General features: G+C 54.4%; 17 protein-coding genes, 1 tRNA gene and 1 pseudogene. 12 read left to right on the top strand and 7 right to left on the bottom strand.

Annotated features, from left to right (window positions below):
• Window positions 1-25 precede the first annotated feature (25 nt).
• The 3 genes from ADICEAN_RS01110 to rpsA form a co-directional block, all read right to left on the bottom strand.
• Complete coding sequence (locus ADICEAN_RS01110) at window positions 26-817, bottom strand: DUF6438 domain-containing protein (RefSeq protein WP_009193651.1); 792 nt, start codon at window positions 815-817, stop codon at window positions 26-28.
• A gap of 66 nt (window positions 818-883) precedes the next feature.
• Window positions 884-954: transfer RNA gene (locus ADICEAN_RS01105), tRNA-Cys, on the bottom strand.
• A 213-nt stretch (window positions 955-1,167) separates the two neighbouring features.
• Entirely contained in the window at window positions 1,168-3,150 is a 1,983-nt protein-coding gene (rpsA, locus tag ADICEAN_RS01100; protein ID WP_009193650.1) for a 30S ribosomal protein S1, read from the bottom strand.
• 277 nt (window positions 3,151-3,427) lie between these two features.
• On the opposite strand from rpsA, the gene ADICEAN_RS01095 reads away from it, so the two are divergent.
• The 8 genes and pseudogenes from ADICEAN_RS01095 to ADICEAN_RS01060 all read left to right on the top strand — a co-directional run bounded on the left by ADICEAN_RS01095 (window position 3,428) and on the right by ADICEAN_RS01060 (window position 13,404).
• Window positions 3,428-4,168 (top strand): TerC family protein, encoded by a 741-nt coding sequence (locus ADICEAN_RS01095; protein ID WP_009193649.1) that lies wholly within the window; start codon window positions 3,428-3,430, stop codon window positions 4,166-4,168.
• A gap of 380 nt (window positions 4,169-4,548) precedes the next feature.
• A complete protein-coding gene (locus ADICEAN_RS01090) occupies window positions 4,549-5,805 on the top strand; it encodes a DEAD/DEAH box helicase (protein WP_009193648.1) in 1,257 nt (418 codons plus the stop codon).
• 50 nt (window positions 5,806-5,855) lie between these two features.
• On the top strand, window positions 5,856-6,851 hold the full coding sequence (locus ADICEAN_RS01085; protein WP_009193647.1) for a calcium/sodium antiporter: 996 nt from the start codon (window positions 5,856-5,858) through the stop codon (window positions 6,849-6,851).
• A 53-nt stretch (window positions 6,852-6,904) separates the two neighbouring features.
• Window positions 6,905-9,712: a FlgD immunoglobulin-like domain containing protein gene (locus tag ADICEAN_RS01080; RefSeq protein ID WP_009193646.1), complete on the top strand. Its 2,808-nt coding sequence runs from the start codon at window positions 6,905-6,907 to the stop codon at window positions 9,710-9,712.
• Window positions 9,713-9,752: 40 nt separating this feature from the next.
• The gene (locus tag ADICEAN_RS01075) at window positions 9,753-10,463 is read left to right on the top strand and encodes a tetratricopeptide repeat protein (protein ID WP_040395904.1); all 711 of its coding nucleotides are present in this window, start codon (window positions 9,753-9,755) and stop codon (window positions 10,461-10,463) included.
• 31 nt (window positions 10,464-10,494) lie between these two features.
• A pseudogene (locus ADICEAN_RS01070) lies at window positions 10,495-11,488 on the top strand (L-threonylcarbamoyladenylate synthase).
• Between the two features lie 73 nt (window positions 11,489-11,561).
• Entirely contained in the window at window positions 11,562-12,749 is a 1,188-nt protein-coding gene (locus tag ADICEAN_RS01065; protein ID WP_009193642.1) for a phosphoglycerate kinase, read from the top strand.
• A gap of 193 nt (window positions 12,750-12,942) precedes the next feature.
• Complete coding sequence (locus ADICEAN_RS01060) at window positions 12,943-13,404, top strand: hypothetical protein (protein WP_009193641.1); 462 nt, start codon at window positions 12,943-12,945, stop codon at window positions 13,402-13,404.
• A 206-nt stretch (window positions 13,405-13,610) separates the two neighbouring features.
• On the opposite strand, the gene ADICEAN_RS01055 is transcribed toward ADICEAN_RS01060, so the two are convergent.
• Window positions 13,611-14,033 (bottom strand): hypothetical protein, encoded by a 423-nt coding sequence (locus ADICEAN_RS01055; protein WP_009193640.1) that lies wholly within the window; start codon window positions 14,031-14,033, stop codon window positions 13,611-13,613.
• Between the two features lie 95 nt (window positions 14,034-14,128).
• Between ADICEAN_RS01055 and ADICEAN_RS01050 the strand changes: the two genes are divergently transcribed.
• A complete protein-coding gene (locus ADICEAN_RS01050) occupies window positions 14,129-14,590 on the top strand; it encodes a hypothetical protein (protein ID WP_009193639.1) in 462 nt (153 codons plus the stop codon).
• 50 nt (window positions 14,591-14,640) lie between these two features.
• Window positions 14,641-15,144, top strand: a complete 504-nt coding sequence (locus ADICEAN_RS01045; protein ID WP_009193638.1) for a hypothetical protein — start codon at window positions 14,641-14,643, stop codon at window positions 15,142-15,144.
• 107 nt (window positions 15,145-15,251) lie between these two features.
• On the opposite strand, the gene ADICEAN_RS01040 is transcribed toward ADICEAN_RS01045, so the two are convergent.
• Entirely contained in the window at window positions 15,252-16,166 is a 915-nt protein-coding gene (locus tag ADICEAN_RS01040; protein WP_009193637.1) for a glutamate--tRNA ligase family protein, read from the bottom strand.
• Between the two features lie 284 nt (window positions 16,167-16,450).
• Here ADICEAN_RS01040 and ADICEAN_RS01035 point away from each other — a divergent pair, with 284 nt between their 5' ends.
• Together ADICEAN_RS01035 and dprA are read left to right on the top strand one after the other, a co-directional pair.
• Entirely contained in the window at window positions 16,451-16,789 is a 339-nt protein-coding gene (locus ADICEAN_RS01035) for a MerR family transcriptional regulator (RefSeq protein ID WP_009193636.1), read from the top strand.
• A gap of 16 nt (window positions 16,790-16,805) precedes the next feature.
• Window positions 16,806-17,909 (top strand): DNA-processing protein DprA, encoded by a 1,104-nt coding sequence (dprA, locus tag ADICEAN_RS01030; protein WP_009193635.1) that lies wholly within the window; start codon window positions 16,806-16,808, stop codon window positions 17,907-17,909.
• Window positions 17,910-18,026: 117 nt separating this feature from the next.
• On the opposite strand, the gene ADICEAN_RS01025 is transcribed toward dprA, so the two are convergent.
• Window positions 18,027-18,638 carry a tetratricopeptide repeat protein gene (locus tag ADICEAN_RS01025; protein WP_236612845.1) on the bottom strand — a complete coding sequence of 204 codons (612 nt, stop codon included), beginning with the start codon at window positions 18,636-18,638 and terminating at the stop codon, window positions 18,027-18,029.
• 244 nt (window positions 18,639-18,882) lie between these two features.
• Window positions 18,883-19,326 (bottom strand): DUF6146 family protein, encoded by a 444-nt coding sequence (locus ADICEAN_RS01020; protein ID WP_152426258.1) that lies wholly within the window; start codon window positions 19,324-19,326, stop codon window positions 18,883-18,885.
• Window positions 19,327-19,376: the final 50 nt, after the last annotated feature.

The raw sequence follows: 19,376 nt of genomic DNA, 5'->3' as shown, positions 1-19,376 counted from the left end.
AAAAGGGTGGCCGTAAACGCCAGGTCTAATCAGGTTGATCCTTATTTTTAGACTCTGAAATTTTACGGTCAACAATAGAGACTAAATTATCTACCAGTAAAAATAGGGGATAAGGGAACGAATAATAGGTACCCCTTATCCTCTTGGTCTCTCCATTTTTCTGCACAATAAGCTCCATTTCCCAACCATCTGCACTCCCATAATAGATGTTTTCATCGAATCTATCATAAAATGAGCGTTTGTACAGAGAATCAATACTTAGTAGCTGCTCTGGTGTTAGTTCATAAGAATGTTTCCCTTTCAGGGTTGAAAACTCCCTCCCATCATAATTAAATGCGCCTGTTTTAGTAAATACGGCAGTAAACTCAGCACATTCGCCATAACACCCTCCTGTCTCTAGCACAATCTTACTAAAGGATAGGGAAGGATTGTACCTCAAGCCATCTTGAATGTAAAGGTATTCACCTACAGAATCAGTAAGCTTCAAACTATCACCCGACACTTGAATGGCTACCACCCAAGGCTCAGTACCATAATTTATATCCAGTGAATCTCCTCTAAATTCATAGGTACCTATAGCCATAAAACCCTTCAACGCATCAAATTCATAGATGCTATCATCCTCAAACTTAATAGCGTTTATGTAGCCGAAGGAGCTGGTATAATCTGTATAAATCTCATGCCAGATGACACCTTCTTTAATTGAGGGCTTCTGATCAGAACGACAAGCAACCGAAAACAGAAAAATACTAAGAAGTATAAATATTAGCTGTGAGCTTGAAGTTCCATAACCTTGATGGATGGCGAAATTACGCATTACCCAAAATAGGTGAACAATCAGTTAAAACAAAAACCCCTTCTAAAGAAATTAGAAGGGGTTTAGAGGTCTCGAGCGGATTCGAACCGCTGTACGAGCTTTTGCAGAGCTCTGCCTAGCCACTCGGCCACGAGACCATCTTGTATCGAATGGGATTGCAAATTTAACACTTATCCCGAAAGTGCAAAGAGGCTGCCCGCTTTATTTCTTGCTAGTCTATACATATTCCTATCCTTCTTTAGTTCCCGGCCCTTCTTCACGGCAGACAACTGGCTTAGGCTGAAGGAATACTACAAAAAAAGCGCCCACCATGCGGTGGACGCTTTCCTATATAGGCTATCGCAGGCTGATTAGGCTTCAGTAGACGCATCACCCTCTTCGGCATTCTGCTCAGCTTTTTTCGCTTTTGCTTTTGCCTTGTCGGCTGACTGATCTTCGGCCAGTTCAGAACCTTCTGTTACGTCAGACTTTGCTTCGGTTTGCTTGGTAGCAGTTGATTTGGCAGCGCCTTTTTTGGCTTCGCTTTCCATCATCTGCTCTTTCAGGCTTGCCAGGGCGTCCAGGTCGCCAAGGGTGGTACTGGAGGCATTTGCATCTGCCTGCGCAGGAGCTGATTTGCCTTTCTTGGCACCACCGGCTGCGGCACCAGCAGCTTTCTCCTTCTTGGGAGCGCTTGCAGGAGCTGCTGCTGCTCTGCCTTCTTCCTCGCGGTAGGTAGCGGTGTGGCTCAGCACAATGCGCTTGTCTTCTTTAGAGAACTCGGTCACTTTGAAGTCAAGGGTTTCACCAACCTCAGCTTTGCCGCCGTCTTCCTTCTGCAGGCTCTTGGTCAGGGCAAAGCCTTCGATACCATAGGGAAGCTCCAGCACGGCGCCTTTATCATTCTTGTTGATAATGGTACACTTGTGGTCAGAACCCAGGGTAAAGATGGTCTCAAAGGTATCCCATGGATTTTCTTCCAGCTGCTTGTGGCCCAAGGCCAGGCGGCGGTTGTCTACATCCAGTTCAAGAACCTGTACTTCCAGCTCTTCACCTACTTTGATGAACTCAGAAGGGTGTTTCACCTTCTTGGTCCAGCTCAGGTCAGATACGTGCACCAGACCGTCGATGCCTTCTTCCAGTTCCAGGAACAGGCCGAAGTTGGTCAGGTTGCGTACAATGCCGGTGTGCTTGGTGCCGATGGCATATTTGGTAAGTACATCAGACTTGGTCCAGGGATCTTCAGACAGCTGCTTGATGCCCAGAGACATTTTGCGCTCATCGCGGTCGATGGTCAGGACAACGGCCTCACGCTCCTCGCCTACTTTCACAAAGTCGGCCGGGTTGCGCAGGTGCTGGCTCCAGCTCATTTCGCTTACGTGGATCAGGCCTTCTACACCTGGCATGATCTCCAGGAATGCGCCGTAATCGGCCACGTTTACGATTTTGCCGGTTACTTTAGAGCCTGGCTGGATGTTTTCGCCCAGGGAATCCCATGGGTGAGAGGTAAGCTGCTTCATACCCAGAGAGATCCGACGTTTTTCTTCGTCGAAGTCCAGTACTACTACATTTACTTTCTCGTCCAGTTTCAGCACTTCTTCCGGGTGGTTGATCCGTCCCCAGCTGATATCGGTAATGTGCAGCAGACCGTCTACACCTCCAAGGTCGATGAATACACCGAAGTTGGTCATGTTTTTGATCACACCCTCGAGTACCTGTCCTTTTTCCAGGTTCTCCAGGATCTCGGCCTTCTGCTTCTCCAGATCTTTCTCGATCAGTACTTTGTGCGATACTACTACGTTGTCGTTGGTGTAGTTGATCTTGATCACCTTCACCTCCATTTTCTTGCCTACATACACATCGAAGTCGCGGATGGGCTTCACATCGATCTGTGATCCTGGCAAGAAGGCCTCTACCCCATAGATGTCTACGATCAGACCACCTTTGGTGCGGCGCTTCACAGTACCTTCAATAATGGTATCCTGATCCAGGGCTTCCTGAATCAGTGTCCAGGCACGTACGATCTTCGCTTTTTTGCGAGACAGTACCAGCTGGCCCAGTTGGTTTTCCTGCTCCTCAACGAATACTTCTACTTCGTCGCCGATCTTCAGATCGGGCAGGTCGCGGAATTCGGATGCCGATACCAGACCATCTGACTTAAAGCCGATGTTCAGGATCACATCCCGGTCATTAATACCTACTACAGTACCTTTAACTACCTCTTTTTCGGTTACGGTGTTAAGGGTAGTTTCGTACATTTGGGCGAGTTCCTCTTTTTGCTTGCGCGAGTACCCTTCGCCGAAACCTTTGGTTTCGTAGCTGTCCCAATCAAACTCTTGTGGAGTATTTGCCATAAAGCGTAAAATTGGCTCTGTTAAGCACGCTGCCCCCGAGCCACAGGGCAGGTGTTTTTAGTAGTACATGTGCCCCGGGCATGCGCCAAAGGCCCCGTTCACCCGAACGGACTGCAAAAGTAAGAAATTTGGATTATTTTTCGCAGCAATCCCCAACAATATCGAAGTATTCGGCGCAATTGCTACATTTAAGGCGCTAGGCCCCTTAAAGGGTTAACTCTTTTTGCAGAGAAGCGTATTATCCACCATTCCTTTTTAACCCTATCTCTTTTTTTGTATGGAAGAAATCTTTTCAGCAGCAGGTTTAGTGTCCTTTCTGTCGCTAACCCTCATGGAAATAGTTCTTGGCATTGACAACATTGTATTCATCTCCATTCTGGTAGCCCGCCTGCCCGAGCAGCAGCAGCCTAGAGCGCGTTTTATTGGCATTGCCCTGGCCCTGCTTGTCCGTGTGGCCCTGCTGTTTGCCATTACCTGGCTCATTGGAGCAGAAAAGGGTCTGTTTTCCCTCTTTGGTCAGGAGATCAGCACCCGGGATCTGATCCTGATGGGAGGCGGTATTTTCCTGCTCTATAAGAGCACCACCGAAATTCACCACAAGCTGGAGGGCCAGGAAGAGTCAAACCGGGAAGCGAAGGCAATCAGCTTTGGCTCGGTACTGCTGCAGATTATCCTGCTGGACATTGTCTTCAGCTTTGATTCCATCCTGACGGCCATTGGCCTGGTAGACAATGTGATGATCATGGTAGTAGCCGTTATTATCTCTATGGGAGTAATGCTGCTGGCAGCCGGCACCATTGCCCGCTTCATAGAAAAGCACCCTACGGTAAAAATGCTGGCCCTCTCCTTCCTGCTGCTCATTGGGGTGATGCTGGTGCTGGAAGGCATAGAAGTGCATATTCCAAAATTTGCCATCTATGCCGCTATCTTCTTCTCCCTTTTTGTAGAGTTCCTAAACATCAAGGTGCGCAAGAATGCAGCAAAAACGGTAGACCTGCACCAGCAATACAAAGAATAGCGCCAGGCGTATTGCCCGCCTTGTAGCAAGAGCCTCTCCCGGCCGGGAGAGGCTCTTCTTTTAGAGCCACCTGCTGTGCCACCCCCTCAGGGACAGGGGCTGAGCAACTGCCCGGCACCCCCGCATAATGGGAAATAGTAGGAAGGGCTTAGTGCATACGGTGAAGAATACGTATATTTAGGTGCATTTTTTCGAAAAACACCTTAGCCCCCTTCACTCATGCACGCAAGGGGGAATATTTGACATATGGAAGATACTAATTTAGGATTCGCCGGTTTTGGATTGGCCCCCTCGCTTTTACAAAGTATTGATATCATGGGGTTCGCGATCCCACCCCTGTACAGCTGGCCACCATTCCGCAGATCCTGGAAGGCAAAGACATGATTGCCTGTGCCCAGACGGGTACCGGTAAAACGGCCGCCTACCTCCTGCCCATCATGCACAAGCTGGAGACCAGTGAGCGGAGCGGCGGCCTCAACACCATCATCATTGCGCCCACCCGGGAGCTGGCCCTGCAGATCGATCAGCAGATCGTAGGCCTTTCCTACTTTACCTCCATCAGCTCCATAGCTGTGTATGGAGGGGGCACCGGCGCCGAATTTGACCGGGAAAAGATTGCCCTGAAAACAGGCACCGACATCATAGTAGCCACACCGGGCAAGCTGATTGCCCACCTCAACATGGGCTATGTGGATACCAAACACATCAGGCACCTGATCCTGGATGAAGCCGACCGCATGCTGGACATGGGCTTCTTTGAGGATATCATGCGCATTGTGGGCCACATGCCGCAGCAGCGCCAGACGCTCATGTTCTCAGCTACTATGCCGCCCAAGATCCGCCAGCTGGCCAGCCGCCTGCTCAAAGATCCCGCCGAGGTAAACATTGCCATTTCCAAAACAGCGGCAGGCGTGCACCAGTCGGCCTACTCGGTTTGGGATGAGCAAAAAGAAAACCTGCTGGCCAAGATCCTGGACCGCCCCGGCCTGGACAGTGTCATAGTGTTCAGCAGCCGCAAAACCACCGTTCGCAGCATAGAAAAAGCCCTGCAGCGCAAGCGCATCAATGCCAAAAGCATCAGCTCTGACCTGGAGCAGCGGGAGCGCGAGGAAGTGTTGCGCCAGTTCCGCAACCGCAGCTTTCCGGTGCTGGTGGCCACCGATGTGATGAGCCGCGGCATCGATATTGCCGATCTGGACATGGTCATTAACTTTGATGTGCCCTATGATGCCGAAGATTATGTGCACCGCGTAGGCCGTACGGCCCGGGCCAAAGCTACCGGTGAGGCCATCACCTTTGTTACACCCAAGGAGCAGCGCAATTTTTACAAGATCGAGAAACTTACCGGTGTGGAAGTAGAAAAGCCCGCCGTGCCCGAGGAGTTTGGCAAAGCACCCGACTGGCAGGATGCCGAGCAGCTCCGCCGCCGGGGTGGCGATGAAGGGGGCAACCGCAGAGGCGGCCGGCCCGCCGGCAACCACCAGCGCCGCTCCTCCGGAGGCGAACGCAGAGGCGGCAGTGGCGGAGGGGGTGGCAGACGCCATTCCGGAGGCGGCAACCGGCGTCGCAACGACCGGCCCAGACGGGAGGGTCCTTCAGGTGCAGCCCCATCGGGCCCTTCTAAAGGGAATGATTAACCTATTCTGCCTGCCTGTTCTGCAGGCAGGCTATTTTTTCCACTAACCCCATGTTCGTTAAGCTTTTGCTGCTCATTCTGGGCTTTGCCCTGCTGCTGAAAGGGGCCGACTGGCTGGTATCCGGCGCCTCGGCCCTGGCCAAGCGCTACAGGATATCCGAACTGGCCATAGGGCTTACCATTGTGGCCTTTGGCACCTCGGCGCCTGAGCTGGTGGTAAGCGTTATCGGCGCACTGGATGGCCACAATGAGGTAGTGCTGGGCAATGTGATTGGCAGCAACAACTTCAACCTCTTTATCATCCTGGGCTTTGCCGGCCTGCTACAGCCCCTCTGGGTGCAGAACAGCACCGTCTGGAAGGAGATCCCCTACTCGCTGCTTGCGGCTGTGTTGCTCTGGGTTCTGGCCAATGATGCCCTGCTCTGGGGGAGCCCTTCTGCCATTAGCCGGCTCGATAGCCTTCTCCTGCTGCTCCTGTTTGTGCTTTTTCTGTACTATGTATACCGCTCGCTGCGGCAGGACAAGCAACCTTCTGGAGTAGCGCAGGCAGAAGCCCTTCCGCTGCAAAGCAATACTAAAAGCATACTGTTCATTGTGCTGGGGCTGGCCGGCCTGGTCATTGGCGGTCGGCTGGTCATTGATCAGGCCCTGGCCATTGCGCACTACCTGGAGGTAGATGAGCGCATCATTGGCCTTACGGTTGTAGCAGCTGGCACGTCACTGCCAGAGCTGGCCACCTCGGTGGTAGCGGCCCTGCGCAAGCGGGCCGATATTGCCGTGGGCAACATCATTGGCTCAAACGTTTTTAATATTTTCTTTGTGCTGGGCGCCAGTGCTCTGATCAGCCCGGTGAGCTTTGATGCCAGCTTCAATCTGGAGCTGGTGGTGCTGATGGCCGGTACTGTTTTTGTGTTTGTCGCCATGTTTACCGGAGGCCGCCAGCGGCTCGATCGCTGGGAGGCCTTCTTTTTACTGGCCATCTACCTGCTCTATTCGTATTACTTTTATACCGATGGGGCGGGGATGGCCGCTCAAACATTTCACTAAGGGGTGCAGGTTATAGCTGTGCCCACCAATGGGATACTCTTTTTGATCTGCTCATGTTAAAAAAACCTATACTCCCTGTATTGCTGGCCCTGGCAGGCATACTGCTGGTTGCACTCTACTGGTTCTACCCCTTTGCTTCACCTGCAACCGCCTGGGTGGAAGCACCCTCCCCCCTGCCCGATTCGGTTCTGGCCGCTTTTCGCAACCAGAAATCGAGCATCGGCACCAAAGAAAATCCACAGGCACGCCAGCAGTGGGAATGGCTCATGCTGCACAACCCGGCCACCGGCCAGATCCCCTCGGGCATGCGGGAAAAAGAGCTGCAGTTTGCTCGCAAACTGCCCCAGGCCAAGCCCCTGCCCGGCAAGCGCACAAGCCTGGAAACCCCCTGGACCTCTGCCGGTCCCTACAATGTAGGCGGACGCACCCGGGCCCTGCGCCTGGATGTGCAGGATGAGAACACCATTCTGGCCGGTGGCGTCTCCGGCGGCATGTGGCGCTCTACCGATGGGGGTCAGAACTGGACCAAGACCACCCGCCCCGACCAGCTGCACAGTGTAACGGCCCTGGTGCAGGATACTCGCCCCGGCAACGAGAATGTGTGGTACTATGGCACCGGCGAGCAGCTGGGCAACTCGGCCCGTGGAGGCAATGCCCCCTACCGGGGCGATGGTATTTTCAAAAGTACGGATGGCGGCCAGAGCTGGCTGCTGCTCCCCTCTACCAGCACAAACCGCCCCCAGACCTTTGATCCACCCTTTGACTACATTTACAACCTCAAGATCAACACTACCAATCTGCTGGTGCAGGAACTGTATGCAGCCGCCTCGGGAGGCATATACCGCTCCATAGACGGAGGCGCCAGCTGGTCGGCCACTCTGGCAGATAATGCCGCCCAGTATACCGATGTGGAAGTGGCCCCCGATGGTACCCTTTACGCCGTGTTGAGCTCCCAAAAATACAGGAATGTGGTCGGGCAAAGCGGCATTTTCCGCTCCATTAACCGGGGCGTAAGCTGGCAGAACATCACCCCCAACGGCTGGCCGGGAGAGTTTGGGCGCGTGGTGCTGGCCACCAATCCGCAGGATCCCAACGAACTCTATGCCCTGGGGCATACCCCCAGCCGCCCCATTCTATGGCGCCTCAACATCAGCGGCAGCGATGGCATCTGGACCAACCTTAGCGAAAACCTGCCCGAAGAAGAAGAGCCCGTAGCCGGCCTTGACCTGCAGGGGGGCTATAACATGCTGGTAAAAGTACACCCCACCGAATCGCAAACGGTTTTTGTGGGCGGCACCAACCTTTTTCGCTCTACTACTGGCTTTACCGATAAAGAAGCCACCGACTGGATTGGCGGCTATGTGAACACCAACCGCTCTACACCCTATGAAAACCACCACCCCGACCAGCATGAACTGGTCTTTTACCCCTCTGCACCAAACAGATCCATATCGGCCCACGATGGCGGCCTGAGCCGCACCGACAATATCCTGCAGGAAACCGTAGCCTGGACCAGCCTGAACCGCGGCTATGTAACCACCCAGTTTTATACCGTAGGCCTTGACCAGAGCCAGGTTAATGATATTATCATTGGCGGTATGCAGGATAATGGCAGCCACCTGACCCCCTCTGCCGGCGAGCAAGCCAACTGGCTGCGCGTACTGGGGGGCGATGGCGGCTATACCCATGTGGCCAACCGGGGGGCCTACTATTATGTATCGTTCCAGAACAGCCAGATCTACCGCCTTACGCTCAATGATGAGTACCGCCTTACCTCCTTTGCCCGCATAGACCCCATTGGGGCGGGTCAGGTTTCGGGCCAGCCCTATCTGTTCATCAACCCCTATGTGTTTGATCCGCACAACCCCAACCGCATGTACCTGGCGGCAGGCGATGTGGTCTACCGCAACCGCAACGTAAGCCAGATACCGGCCGGCAGCCAGTCGCCCACGGCCCTTAACTGGGAGCGGCTCAGCACTACGGCAGCCGATTCGGGTTCCATCAGCGCCATTGCCATTTCCACTACCCCAGCTGACATACTTTATTACGGTACCTCAAGGGGGCTATTTTACAAAGCAACCGAGGTTAGCAGTGCCACGCCTGTGGTGGAGAACCTTACCCACACAGGCTTTCCATCCGGAGGCTATGTGGCGCACATCAGCATAAACCCTACCAATGCCGATGAGGTACTTGTGGTGTTTTCCAATTATGAAGTGCTGAGCATCTTCCGCAGCACCGATGGGGGCAATTCCTTTGTGAGCATAAGCGGCAATCTGGAGCAGTTTCCCAACGGCAGCGGCAATGGTCCCTCGGTCCGCCATGTGGAGATCATTCCCATGGAAGATGGCAGCACCCTCTACCTGGCCGGCACCAGCACGGGCCTGTACAGCACCCGCCAGCTGGCCGGCAATGCCACCCGCTGGGAGCAGGAAGCACCGGAGCTCATTGGCCGGGTGGTGGTGCCGCAGGTACGCTACCGCTCGCTCGATGGGCGGGTAGCCATTGCCACCCACGGCAATGGGATCTATTTTAAGAATTACGATGGCGTGGAAAACATCTACCAGGACCCGGAGGGTAAGCCCTTTGCCTATGCCAACCCCTACCCCAACCCCTTTAGCGCCAACGCACAAACCATTATTCCCTACGATCTGCCCCGCAACGGCATTGTGCGCATTCGGGTGTATGATCCGCAGGGCAAGCTGGTAAATACCCTGCTGCATGGCACCCAGTTTGCAGGCACCTCCGAAATTACCTGGAATGGCACCGACAGCAAGGGAAACCGCCTGCCGCCGGCTACTTACCTGCTGCGCATGGAGTATGAAGATCAGGTAGAGACCCGGCGCGTGGTACTAATCGAGTAGCCTCTTTTTGTTTTACCAAATGCCCCTCTATCTTTGCAGCATGCAAAAAACCTGCTCCATTATAGTTCTGCTGGGGGCGCTATTGCTTAGCGCCTGCGGCCCTTCTAATGAAGAAAAGTTAAGCCAAAGCCGCCAGCAGCTGCAGGATGGCCAGTACCAGCAAGCCATCCAAACCCTGAATTCCTTTCTGGAAGATAATCCCGAAGAAGCCACGGCCTACAACATGCGGGGAGTAGCCCACCTGGAGAGCAGCCAGCCGCAGGATGCCATCTCCGATTTTTCCCAGGCCATCCGCTACAACAGCGGCGATTACCGCTTCTGGTACAACCGGGCCAATGCCCGCCGGGAAGTGGGCGATCTGCCGGCCGCCCTGCAGGACTACAACGAAGCCATTCGCCTGAAACCCGATGTGGCCGATGCCTACCTGAACCGGGCTGTGGTGCTTTTTGACATGGATAATCTGGCGGCCGCCCTCCAGGACATTAAACTGGCCCTGGAGCAGGCCCCCCTGGATGCCCTGGTGCAGCTCAATGCCGGCAAAATCTACTACGCCCAGGACAGCCTGGAGCAGGCCAGCCGGCACCTGCTGGAAAGCGTGCGGCTTGACAAGCAGCGTGGCGAAGCCTTCTACCTGCTGGGCAACATCGCCCAGCGGCAGAATGACCTTGCCCAGGCCTGCACCCTGTACAAACAGGCTGCCCAACTGGGCCATCAGGAAGGCACCGTAGCGGCCCAAAGCGTATGTTCTTAAACATAAGCGCCGCTTTCCGGATTTCTAGAATATGGCACAAATAGGCACCGACCTGCAGCAGGCTGTTCGCTTCCTGATGGAAGAAGACCTGGTAGCAATCCCCACCGAAACCGTCTACGGACTGGCTGGCAATGCCTATTCTGAAAAAGCGGTGCTGCGCATTTTTGAAGTAAAGCGCCGGCCCAGCTTCGACCCCCTAATTGTGCATACCCCTTCGCTACAGGCAGCCCTGGAGTTTGTGCAGGAAATACCCGATACGGCCTATGCGCTGGCCGAGCGCTTCTGGCCCGGCCCCCTTACGCTTATTCTGCCAAGAAGAATATCCCGGACCTGGTAAGCTCGGGCCTCCCCACCGTAGGGGTTCGCATGCCCCGCCACCCCCTGAGCCAGGCGCTGCTGGAGCAACTGCCCTTTCCGCTGGCAGCCCCAGTGCCAACCCCTTTGGCTATATTTCGCCTACCACGGCCCAGCATGTAGCCGAGCAACTGGGCGAATTCATCCCCTACATTCTGGATGGCGGCCCCTGCGAAGTAGGGGTAGAAAGTACCATCCTGGGCTTTAGGGGGGATACAGTGATCATACACCGCCTGGGCGGGATGGAGCTGGAGGATATTCAGCAGCTGGTGCCAAAACTGGAAGTGATGGCGCACAGCAGCTCCAACCCCGTGGCTCCGGGCCAGCTGGAGGGGCACTATGCTCCCCGCAAGCCCCTGCTGCTGGGCAAGCTGCAGGACCTGATCCGGGAGCATGGCAAAAAGGGGGTGGGAGTGCTCTCTTTTAAAGATTCCTATCCCGAAACCTGCCAGACCACCCTCTCGCCCGCCGGCGATCTGGGCGAAGCCGCGCGCAACCTGTTTAAGGCCCTGCGCCTGCTGGACAGCCTGCCGGTGAGCCTCATCCTGGCCGAAGAAGTGCCTGATTATGGCCTGGGCCGCGCTATCAACGACCGCCTCAGGCGCGCCTCGGCCGGAAGCCGTCAGGCAGACAGCCAGCTGAAACCCGAGACCCGAAAAGAAACTCCTTAAGGGTGATCTTTATCACCTTTTGCCTATACCCCTTTGCGTATCTTGAGCACTACATTCTAACCTATACTTTTACATGAAAACGCTAGATCAATACGATTTTTCAGGAAAGCGGGCCCTGGTACGGGTCGATTTTAATGTACCCCTGAACAAGCAGCATGAAATCACAGACGATACCCGCCTGAAAGCGGCGCTCCCCACCATCAATAAGATCCTGAGCGATGGGGGTTCGGTGATCCTGATGTCCCACCTGGGCCGCCCCAAGGAAGGGCCTGAGGAGAAATTCTCTCTCAAGCACCTACTCCCCTACCTGAAAAAGGAGCTGGGCAGAGACGTACAGTTTGCCTCCGACTGCATTGGCGACGAAGCCCGCCAGAAAGCCCAGGCGCTGCAGCCCGGTCAGGTGCTGCTGCTGGAAAACCTGCGCTTCCACAAACAGGAAGAAAAAGGTGATGAAAGCTTTGCCCGGGAATTGGCCCAGCTGGGCGATGTATGGGTAATGGATGCCTTTGGTACCGCCCATCGGGCTCATGCCTCTACAGCTGTAATGGCTCGCTTTGTGCCCGATAAAGTAGCCGGCTATGTGATGCAGGCCGAGCTGGACAATGCCGAAAAGGTATTTGGTAATCCCGAGCGCCCCTTTACCGCCATCATGGGCGGCGCCAAGATCTCCGACAAGATCGAGATCATCGAAAAGCTGCTGGACAGTGTGGATAACCTCATCATAGGCGGTGGCATGTCCTACACCTTCTTTCGGGCTTTTGGTGGCCAAACGGGCAATTCACTGGTAGAGGAAGACAAAATTGAGCTGGCCAACAGCCTTATTAAAAAGGCCAAGGAGAAGGGGGTAGAGATCAAGCTGCCCATCGACTCTATCATTGCCGACAAGTTTGACAAAGATGCCAATACTCAGGTAGCCAGCAACCACGCCATCCCCGATGGCTGGATGGGCCTTGACATAGGACCTGAGGCACAGGAGATCTTTATGCGTACCATCCGCGAATCCAAAACCATTCTCTGGAACGGACCCATGGGGGTATTTGAGATGGAAAAATTTGCCGAAGGTACCCGCACGGTGGCTAAGGCCGTAGTAGAAGCTACCGAAAAAGGCGCCTTCTCCCTCATAGGCGGGGGCGATTCGGCCGCAGCTGTAAACCAGCTGGGTTTTGGTGAGCGTGTAAGCTATGTATCAACCGGCGGCGGCGCCCTGCTGGAATATTTTGAAGGCAAAGAGCTGCCCGGCGTTACCGCCCTGGGTAAGTAGGGATTGGCTAGTATCTACAGGTGAGGGAGCTGTTCCATAGGGAGCAGCTCCCTTTTTTTGAAGAAGCCATTAAAAAATATTTCTGCTCCTTGCGGAACCTTTCTCCGGTTTGGCCCAAGCTTTGCAGATAGTAGTGATAGGACCTGATGCCTGCACAACTCAGGCCCGTTCCTTTACCAAACCTGCCTTGTTTATGAAACGCTTCCTGCATCCCCTGACCCTTCTGCTGCTGATTTTTCTCACTGCCTCCTGCAGCCGCGATAAAGACCCTGTAGTGCCCGCCTATACCCTTAGCAGCCACCAGGGCCTGATCATACAACTGGAGTGGACTACCGGTGGCAGCGCCAGCCAGGCGCTCTACGAAACCGATCTGGACTTGTACCTGGATCTGGGCTCCACTCCCATTGCCGCTTCCGAAAGCCTGCGCCAGTTTGAGGAGGTACACCTGCGGGATGTATACCGGGATGGCACCTACGATATTTACATTGGCGCCATCGACGTAAGCCGCACCACCGATTATGAGCTCAACATTTTTGCCCCAAACGGCAGCACCATTCACCGCTTTACGGGCTATTTTAATCGGGGTGAGCAGGGGGAGGTACATTACCTGCGCATCCGCAAACAAGGCCCTTATTATACGCTCATCGATCTGTAATAAAAAAAGACAACAGACCCTGATCTGCCGCCCGGAACCTGTACCTCCCTGCAGCTGTACTCATAGCCTATTGTCTTTGGGCGCGGGCTAGCGCAAAATGTCCAAAAACGCTAACCCTGCCTCTAGTATCTATCCGTATACCCTATTGTCTAAAATCTATTGTCTATCGTCCATTGTCTATTGTCCATTGTCCAGTAGTCTACCCCTTACTTTTTAAAGAATCCGCCCAGCATTCCGCCAAGGCCGCCCCCCATCAGGCTGCTGAGGGCGCCCATGCCTCCCCCTTCCTGAAAGCGCTGCGATACAAAACGCACCATCAGCGGTACTACCACCCCCTCTACCTGCTTGGCCACCTCAGGGGTGAGGCCCAGCTGACTTACCAGTTTGCCCACAAAATTGGCCCCGATCTTGGATACCAGCGGGTTGGCATGGGTCTCTCCTCCCTTGTTGCCCACCAGCTGCATCAGGCCCTGTATATTGCCCCGGCTTACTTCCTCCTCGGCCACTTCTTTGGCGCTCTGACCGGCCAGTTCTATGGCCTGGTCTGCTTTATCTTGTTCCAGGCCAGTTTTCTGCTTTACGTCCTGCCGCAGGGCCCCTTTTAATTCCGTTAAGAGATTATCGATCATGGTGGTATTCTTTTACCTAGATAAAGCGTCTGCCTGCCCGGATTGTTTGGTGCAGTACCCCTTCCTGCTTATCTTGTCGCAAAAATTCAACCCACATGAGCGCATACGAGATTTTTCTTTTTCTCCATTCCTGGATCCGCTGGTTCATTCTTATTATCGGACTGGTGGTGATCTTCAAATCCTTTGCCGGCTGGCAGGGCAACAAGCCCTACCTGAAAGGCGATAACGGCCTATCGGCCGGCTTTATGGGCCTGCTGCACCTGAACCTGCTCATTGGTCTGGTGCTCTATGTGTTTCTGAGCCCTTATACCCAGCAGGCTTTTGGAGACTTTGGCGCTGCCATGAAGGATTCTTACCTGCGTTTCTGGGCTGTTGAGCACATTCTGGTGAACATCATAGCCGTGGTTGTGGCCCAGATAGGCCGCAGCAAAGCCAAAAAAGCGGTGAGCGATCTGGCCAAACATAAAACACAGGCCATCTGGTATACCATTGCCCTTATTTTAATGCTAAGCCGCATTCCCTGGGCCGAAAGCGCCCGCCTGTTTCGCGGTCTGTAATCCTGCCGCCCAAAGCTGCGTATAGAAGGATAGTATCAATTTTTTCAGCCATGAAATGGATCATCCTTCCGCTGGCAGCCCTGCTGCTTTCGGCAACGCCGCTTTGGGCACAGAATTACAAAACCGGTGTAGGTCTGCGGGGCGGCTATATTTACGGAATTACCGTAAAGCACTTTGTTAACAGCAATACGGCTATAGAAGGCATCGTATCGCCCCGCTGGGGTGGCATACTCCTTACAGGCCTGTACGAAAAGCATGCTACCGCCTTTCAGATAAAGCAGCTGCAGTACTATGGCGGCTTAGGGGCCCACGTAGGGGTCTGGAACAACCACCGGCACCGTCACTGGCGCAACCACCCCTGGTTTGATGATCATGATGAGGTGAATCATACCGTACTTGGGGCCGACCTGATCCTGGGCCTGGAATACTCCTTCCGGGAAATTCCCTTTAGCCTGGGGGTAGACTGGAAACCGGGCCTAAACCTGATCGGCCACCAGGGGCTCTGGTTTGATGATGTGGCCCTGAGCCTGCGCTTCCTGATCAGCAATCTGTAATTTACGCCAAAAGGCAGCTCTATCCGGAGCTGCCTTTTTTGTGCCGGACCCCTTACACCCTGATAAGCTGTCGAACAGTAGAACTGGTCTGGGCCGCTGTTAGCAGATCAGGCAGGGAGGCAGCCGCATCCGGTGGTAGCTGCAGGTAGTCGGCTACAAGGGCGTAAACGGGCAGCGGCGACCCTCCGGCTTCGCGTCAGGCTTTTAAGGGCTGTGCTGCCCGCCGATTTGGAGAGCTTTTGCCCCTGCTCATCCAGTTGCAGGGGATGATGCAGAAAAGGAATGTTCAAGAATGCAGCGGCCTGCTGGCCTAAAGGGCTAAGTCCAGCTCCATTGGCCAGCAGCCGGGCCAGGTACTGCTGTGCTGCCGTGGAATACAACAGATCTTCTCCTCGCACAATGTAGTTGACACCCCAGTGAAGGTCATCGGCCAGGGACGCAACCTGATAGGCCGGCAGGCCATCCTTTCGGCCTACGGCAAAATCGCCCATTTGCCGGGCCAGGTCCAGGCAGCGCCTGCCCATAGCCGCTTCCTGAAAACAGACTTCTTTTTCGGCTACCCGAATTCGCCAGCTAACACCAACTGCCTTCAGGGAAATGGACTTTTGCCGGCAGCTGCCCCTGTATATGCCATCGGTATACTGTTCGGCAATCTGCTTGCGGCTGCAGCGGCAGGCATAGAGCACCCCCTGCTGCTGCAGGCCCTCCAGCAGCTGGTGGTAGAGGGAGTAGCGCAGGCCCTGTGAGTAGCGCGCCAGAAAGTCATCGGGGCTCTGCGGGCCCAGGTCCCAGTCCAGGCCCAGCCAGTCCAGGCTCCGGAAAATATCGTCCAGAAATTCGGGGCGGGTGCGGCCGGCGTCGGCATCATCAATGCGCAGCAGCAGCTTGCCACCCCCTGCGCGCATCAGCAGCCAGGTGAGAACAAATGAAAACCCATTGCCCTTATGCAAAAATCCGCTGGGGGTAGGCGCCAGGCGGCTGAGCAGTTGTCCGGAAGCTGCCAAAGCAGGTACATGCTCCATTGTGGATAAAGATTTACGGCCTGCCGCTTTTTTGACAGGCCTAAAAGTTGTTATTTTTAAGGGAAGCATGCAAGCATGCCCCTGACTTTCTTTACAGCAATTGGCAGTACCTTCAGCACTGGCAGAATGCTTTCATATGCATTCTAATTAATTGAACATCAGTAATTTAGCTTGAACTGTTGAAAGAATTAATTTAAAATGCAGCAAAAGATTCGGCAGAAGCGTTTCCTGAAGTACCTTTGCAGCTGAACAATAGGATTGTACGATAAGCAAACCAGAGCACCGTGGCGTACAAAGAAAAGAAAATAGAGAAGAAATATTTTTCGATTGGCGAAGTAGCTACCCAGCTGAACGTTACCACCTCGCTGATCCGGTTTTGGGAAAATGAGTTTGACATCATCAAGCCCAAGAAAAACCGCAAGGGGAACCGCCAGTTTACCCGGGAAGATATTGAAAATGTAAAGCTCATTTACCACCTGGTAAAGGAGAAAGGCTTTACACTGCAGGGCGCCAAAGACATGCTCAAAAACAACCAGCCCCATCTGCAGGACCGCCTCAAGTTGATCGATTCCCTCAAAGAGATCCGTGTTTTTCTGGACGAGCTAAAGAACAGCATGCCCTGAGAACGGTTTGTAGGGTATGGACAATGAAAAGCTGTACCAGGTAGCCCTATCGCAGGTTATGGGGGTTGGCCCCCTGCTGGCCAAACAGCTGGTTAGCTACAGTGGAGCCGCCAGCCGGGTCTTCAGCTCACCCAGAAACAAACTCAGCCGCGTGCCGGGCATTGGCAGCAAAACGCTTGAAGCCCTGGCCGATCCCAGCCCGCTGCGGGAAGCCGAACGAATTGTGGAACGGGCCCAAAAAGAAGGTCTCCACATACTGGCCTATACCGATCCCGACTACCCCCACCGCCTTAAGCAGATTCCCGATGCTCCCTATGTGCTCTACTACCGTGGCGCCGGCCTGCTCAACCTTCCCAAAACACTAGCCATTGTTGGCACCCGGCGTTCTACCCCCTATGGCAAGGCCATTACCGAGCAGCTGCTGGAGGGCATTGCCCCGCATAACCCCCTGATTGTAAGCGGACTGGCCTATGGCATTGATATTGTAGCCCACCGTGCTGCGCTGCGGGCAGGCTTGCCTACGGTAGGGGTCATGGCCAGCGGACCGGATATCCTTTACCCCGCTACCCACCGGGCTACGGCGGTTGAGATGCTCAAACAGGGTGGTCTGCTCACCGAATATCCCTATGGCACGCAACCCGATGCCTTTAATTTTCCCGCCCGAAACCGCATCATTGCCGGCCTGGCCGATGCCGTCATTGTGGTAGAGGCCACCAGTAAAGGGGGTGCCCTGATCACTGCCAACCTGGCCCTGGACTACAACCGGGAGGTATTTGCCGTACCCGGCAGCCTGCACAGCGAGGCCTCGGCCGGCTGCCACCAGCTAATTCGGCGCCAGCAGGCCCACCTGTACACCTCCGTAGCCGATGTGGTAGAGGAGCTGCGCTGGAACGAAGCAGCACCCGCAAACCCCAGCCTGCAGGAGTTGCCGCCAGACTTAAGCCCTGCCGAGCGGGCCGTAGTGGAATTGTTGCAGCAGCAGGCCGGCGGCTACCAGATCGATGAGCTTAGCTGGCGCAGCCAGGTACCCCTTTCGCAGCTGGCTGGCCTGCTGCTGGAGCTGGAGCTACGAGGCCTTGTGCGTGCCCTGCCGGGCAAAAAATTTGCGCTGCTGGCCTAGACCTGCACCCTGCAGACAGCACCCCCTTCTGCGTTTTCTGAGACAAAAAAAAGCTCTGACCAACGTCAGAGCACACGTTCACATAACACCTGTTTATCTTAGCTTATCTATTAAACATTAGTAAGCCTCTCGTACAAAACACTTTTGATTACACTTCTCCCGGATCACTTCATAGGCTTTGATATCGCCCAGTTCACCGGCTTTGCTCAGGTCCAGGCAGCCTGCCTCGGTCTGGCCATGCTCCAGGCGCAAAATGCCGCGCAGGAAGTAGGCATCTATATTTTTGGGGTTGATCTCGATCAGTTTTGAGCAGTCGTTGATGGCATCTTCATACGCCTCGATCTGCTGCTTGGCCATACCGCGGGCGTAGTAAGCTTCCTGATGGCTGGGATTAATGGCGATGGCGCGTGTAAAATCCGCAATGGCGCCATAGTAGTCCTGCAGCTCAAACTTCAGGCTACCGCGCATATGGTAGGCATCGGCCAGGTTTCCGTTCAGCTCAAGGGCCTTGTTAAAATCCTTCATGGCACCATGCAGGTCATCAAATCCTTTTTTGGCATTGCCCCGCATAAAGTAGGCTTGAGCAAAAGTAGGATCTGTTTCAATGGCACGGTTAAAACTCTCAAAGGCCTCCTTGTAGTTTTTGGAAGCGTACAATTTTGAGCCGTTTTGCAGATAAGCAATGGCATCGCCCTGCGCACTAGCCCCCAGGCTAAGGAAAAGCAGCAAGCTTGCGGTAAGTAGTAAAGATCTCATAAGCGTAACATCCTGGATAAAACTCCTCCGATACAGCTGCTAAGGTAGCGGGACTTAAAGCCCTAATCTAACCCAAACAGGCCTATTCCTGTACAGTGTAAGGTTTCATCCGGGATTTACCTAAAGTGAACGGTGAGCCTACTTTGCAAATGGCACGGGCAGGCGCCTTTCTACTTCCCTATCTGGCTGAGTACCAGCAGCGAGTGCAGGAATAGCGTTAAAACCGCCGTCCACCGCCTGGCCCGGGAAAGTTGTAACGCCGCCCCCAAATAGATTCCACATAGCGGAAGTACCAGTAAAGTTCGTAGTTCAGTTCCAGACCATAGTCTTCCGAGGGGTCATACTGAATATGGTTCTGGAAGGGGTAATCCGGCCCTGTGCGTGGCCCCTGCCGGTCGGCCAGTTCATTCCAGGCCCGCACATAGCGGTCGTTCCACTGCTTGTAGTGCTGGGGGGAGTAGTAATTGACCGGCCGTGCATTGGTGGCAAACCAGCTGTTAAAACCCGGGTCAATGATGATGAGCTCATATTCTTCGTCATCGCCCTGCTGCGGCACCAGGTTGGGCGCAGCGGGACGGTCGGCCGTGCGAGAGCTGCTGCCGGCACAGGCGCTAAACAGCATCAGCGCCGCTAGTGCATATAAAAGAGGGAAGTGTTTCATGGGGTTCTGTCTCCACTATCCTAACGCTCAGCCCCCCAATTAGTTGTTTG

Source organism: Cesiribacter andamanensis AMV16, from assembly GCF_000348925.1.
GTDB classification, from domain to species: Bacteria; Bacteroidota; Bacteroidia; order Cytophagales; family Cyclobacteriaceae; genus Cesiribacter; species Cesiribacter andamanensis.
The sequence above is the reverse complement of the archived record's forward strand: the minus strand, read 5'-3'. Positions and strand labels throughout refer to the sequence as shown.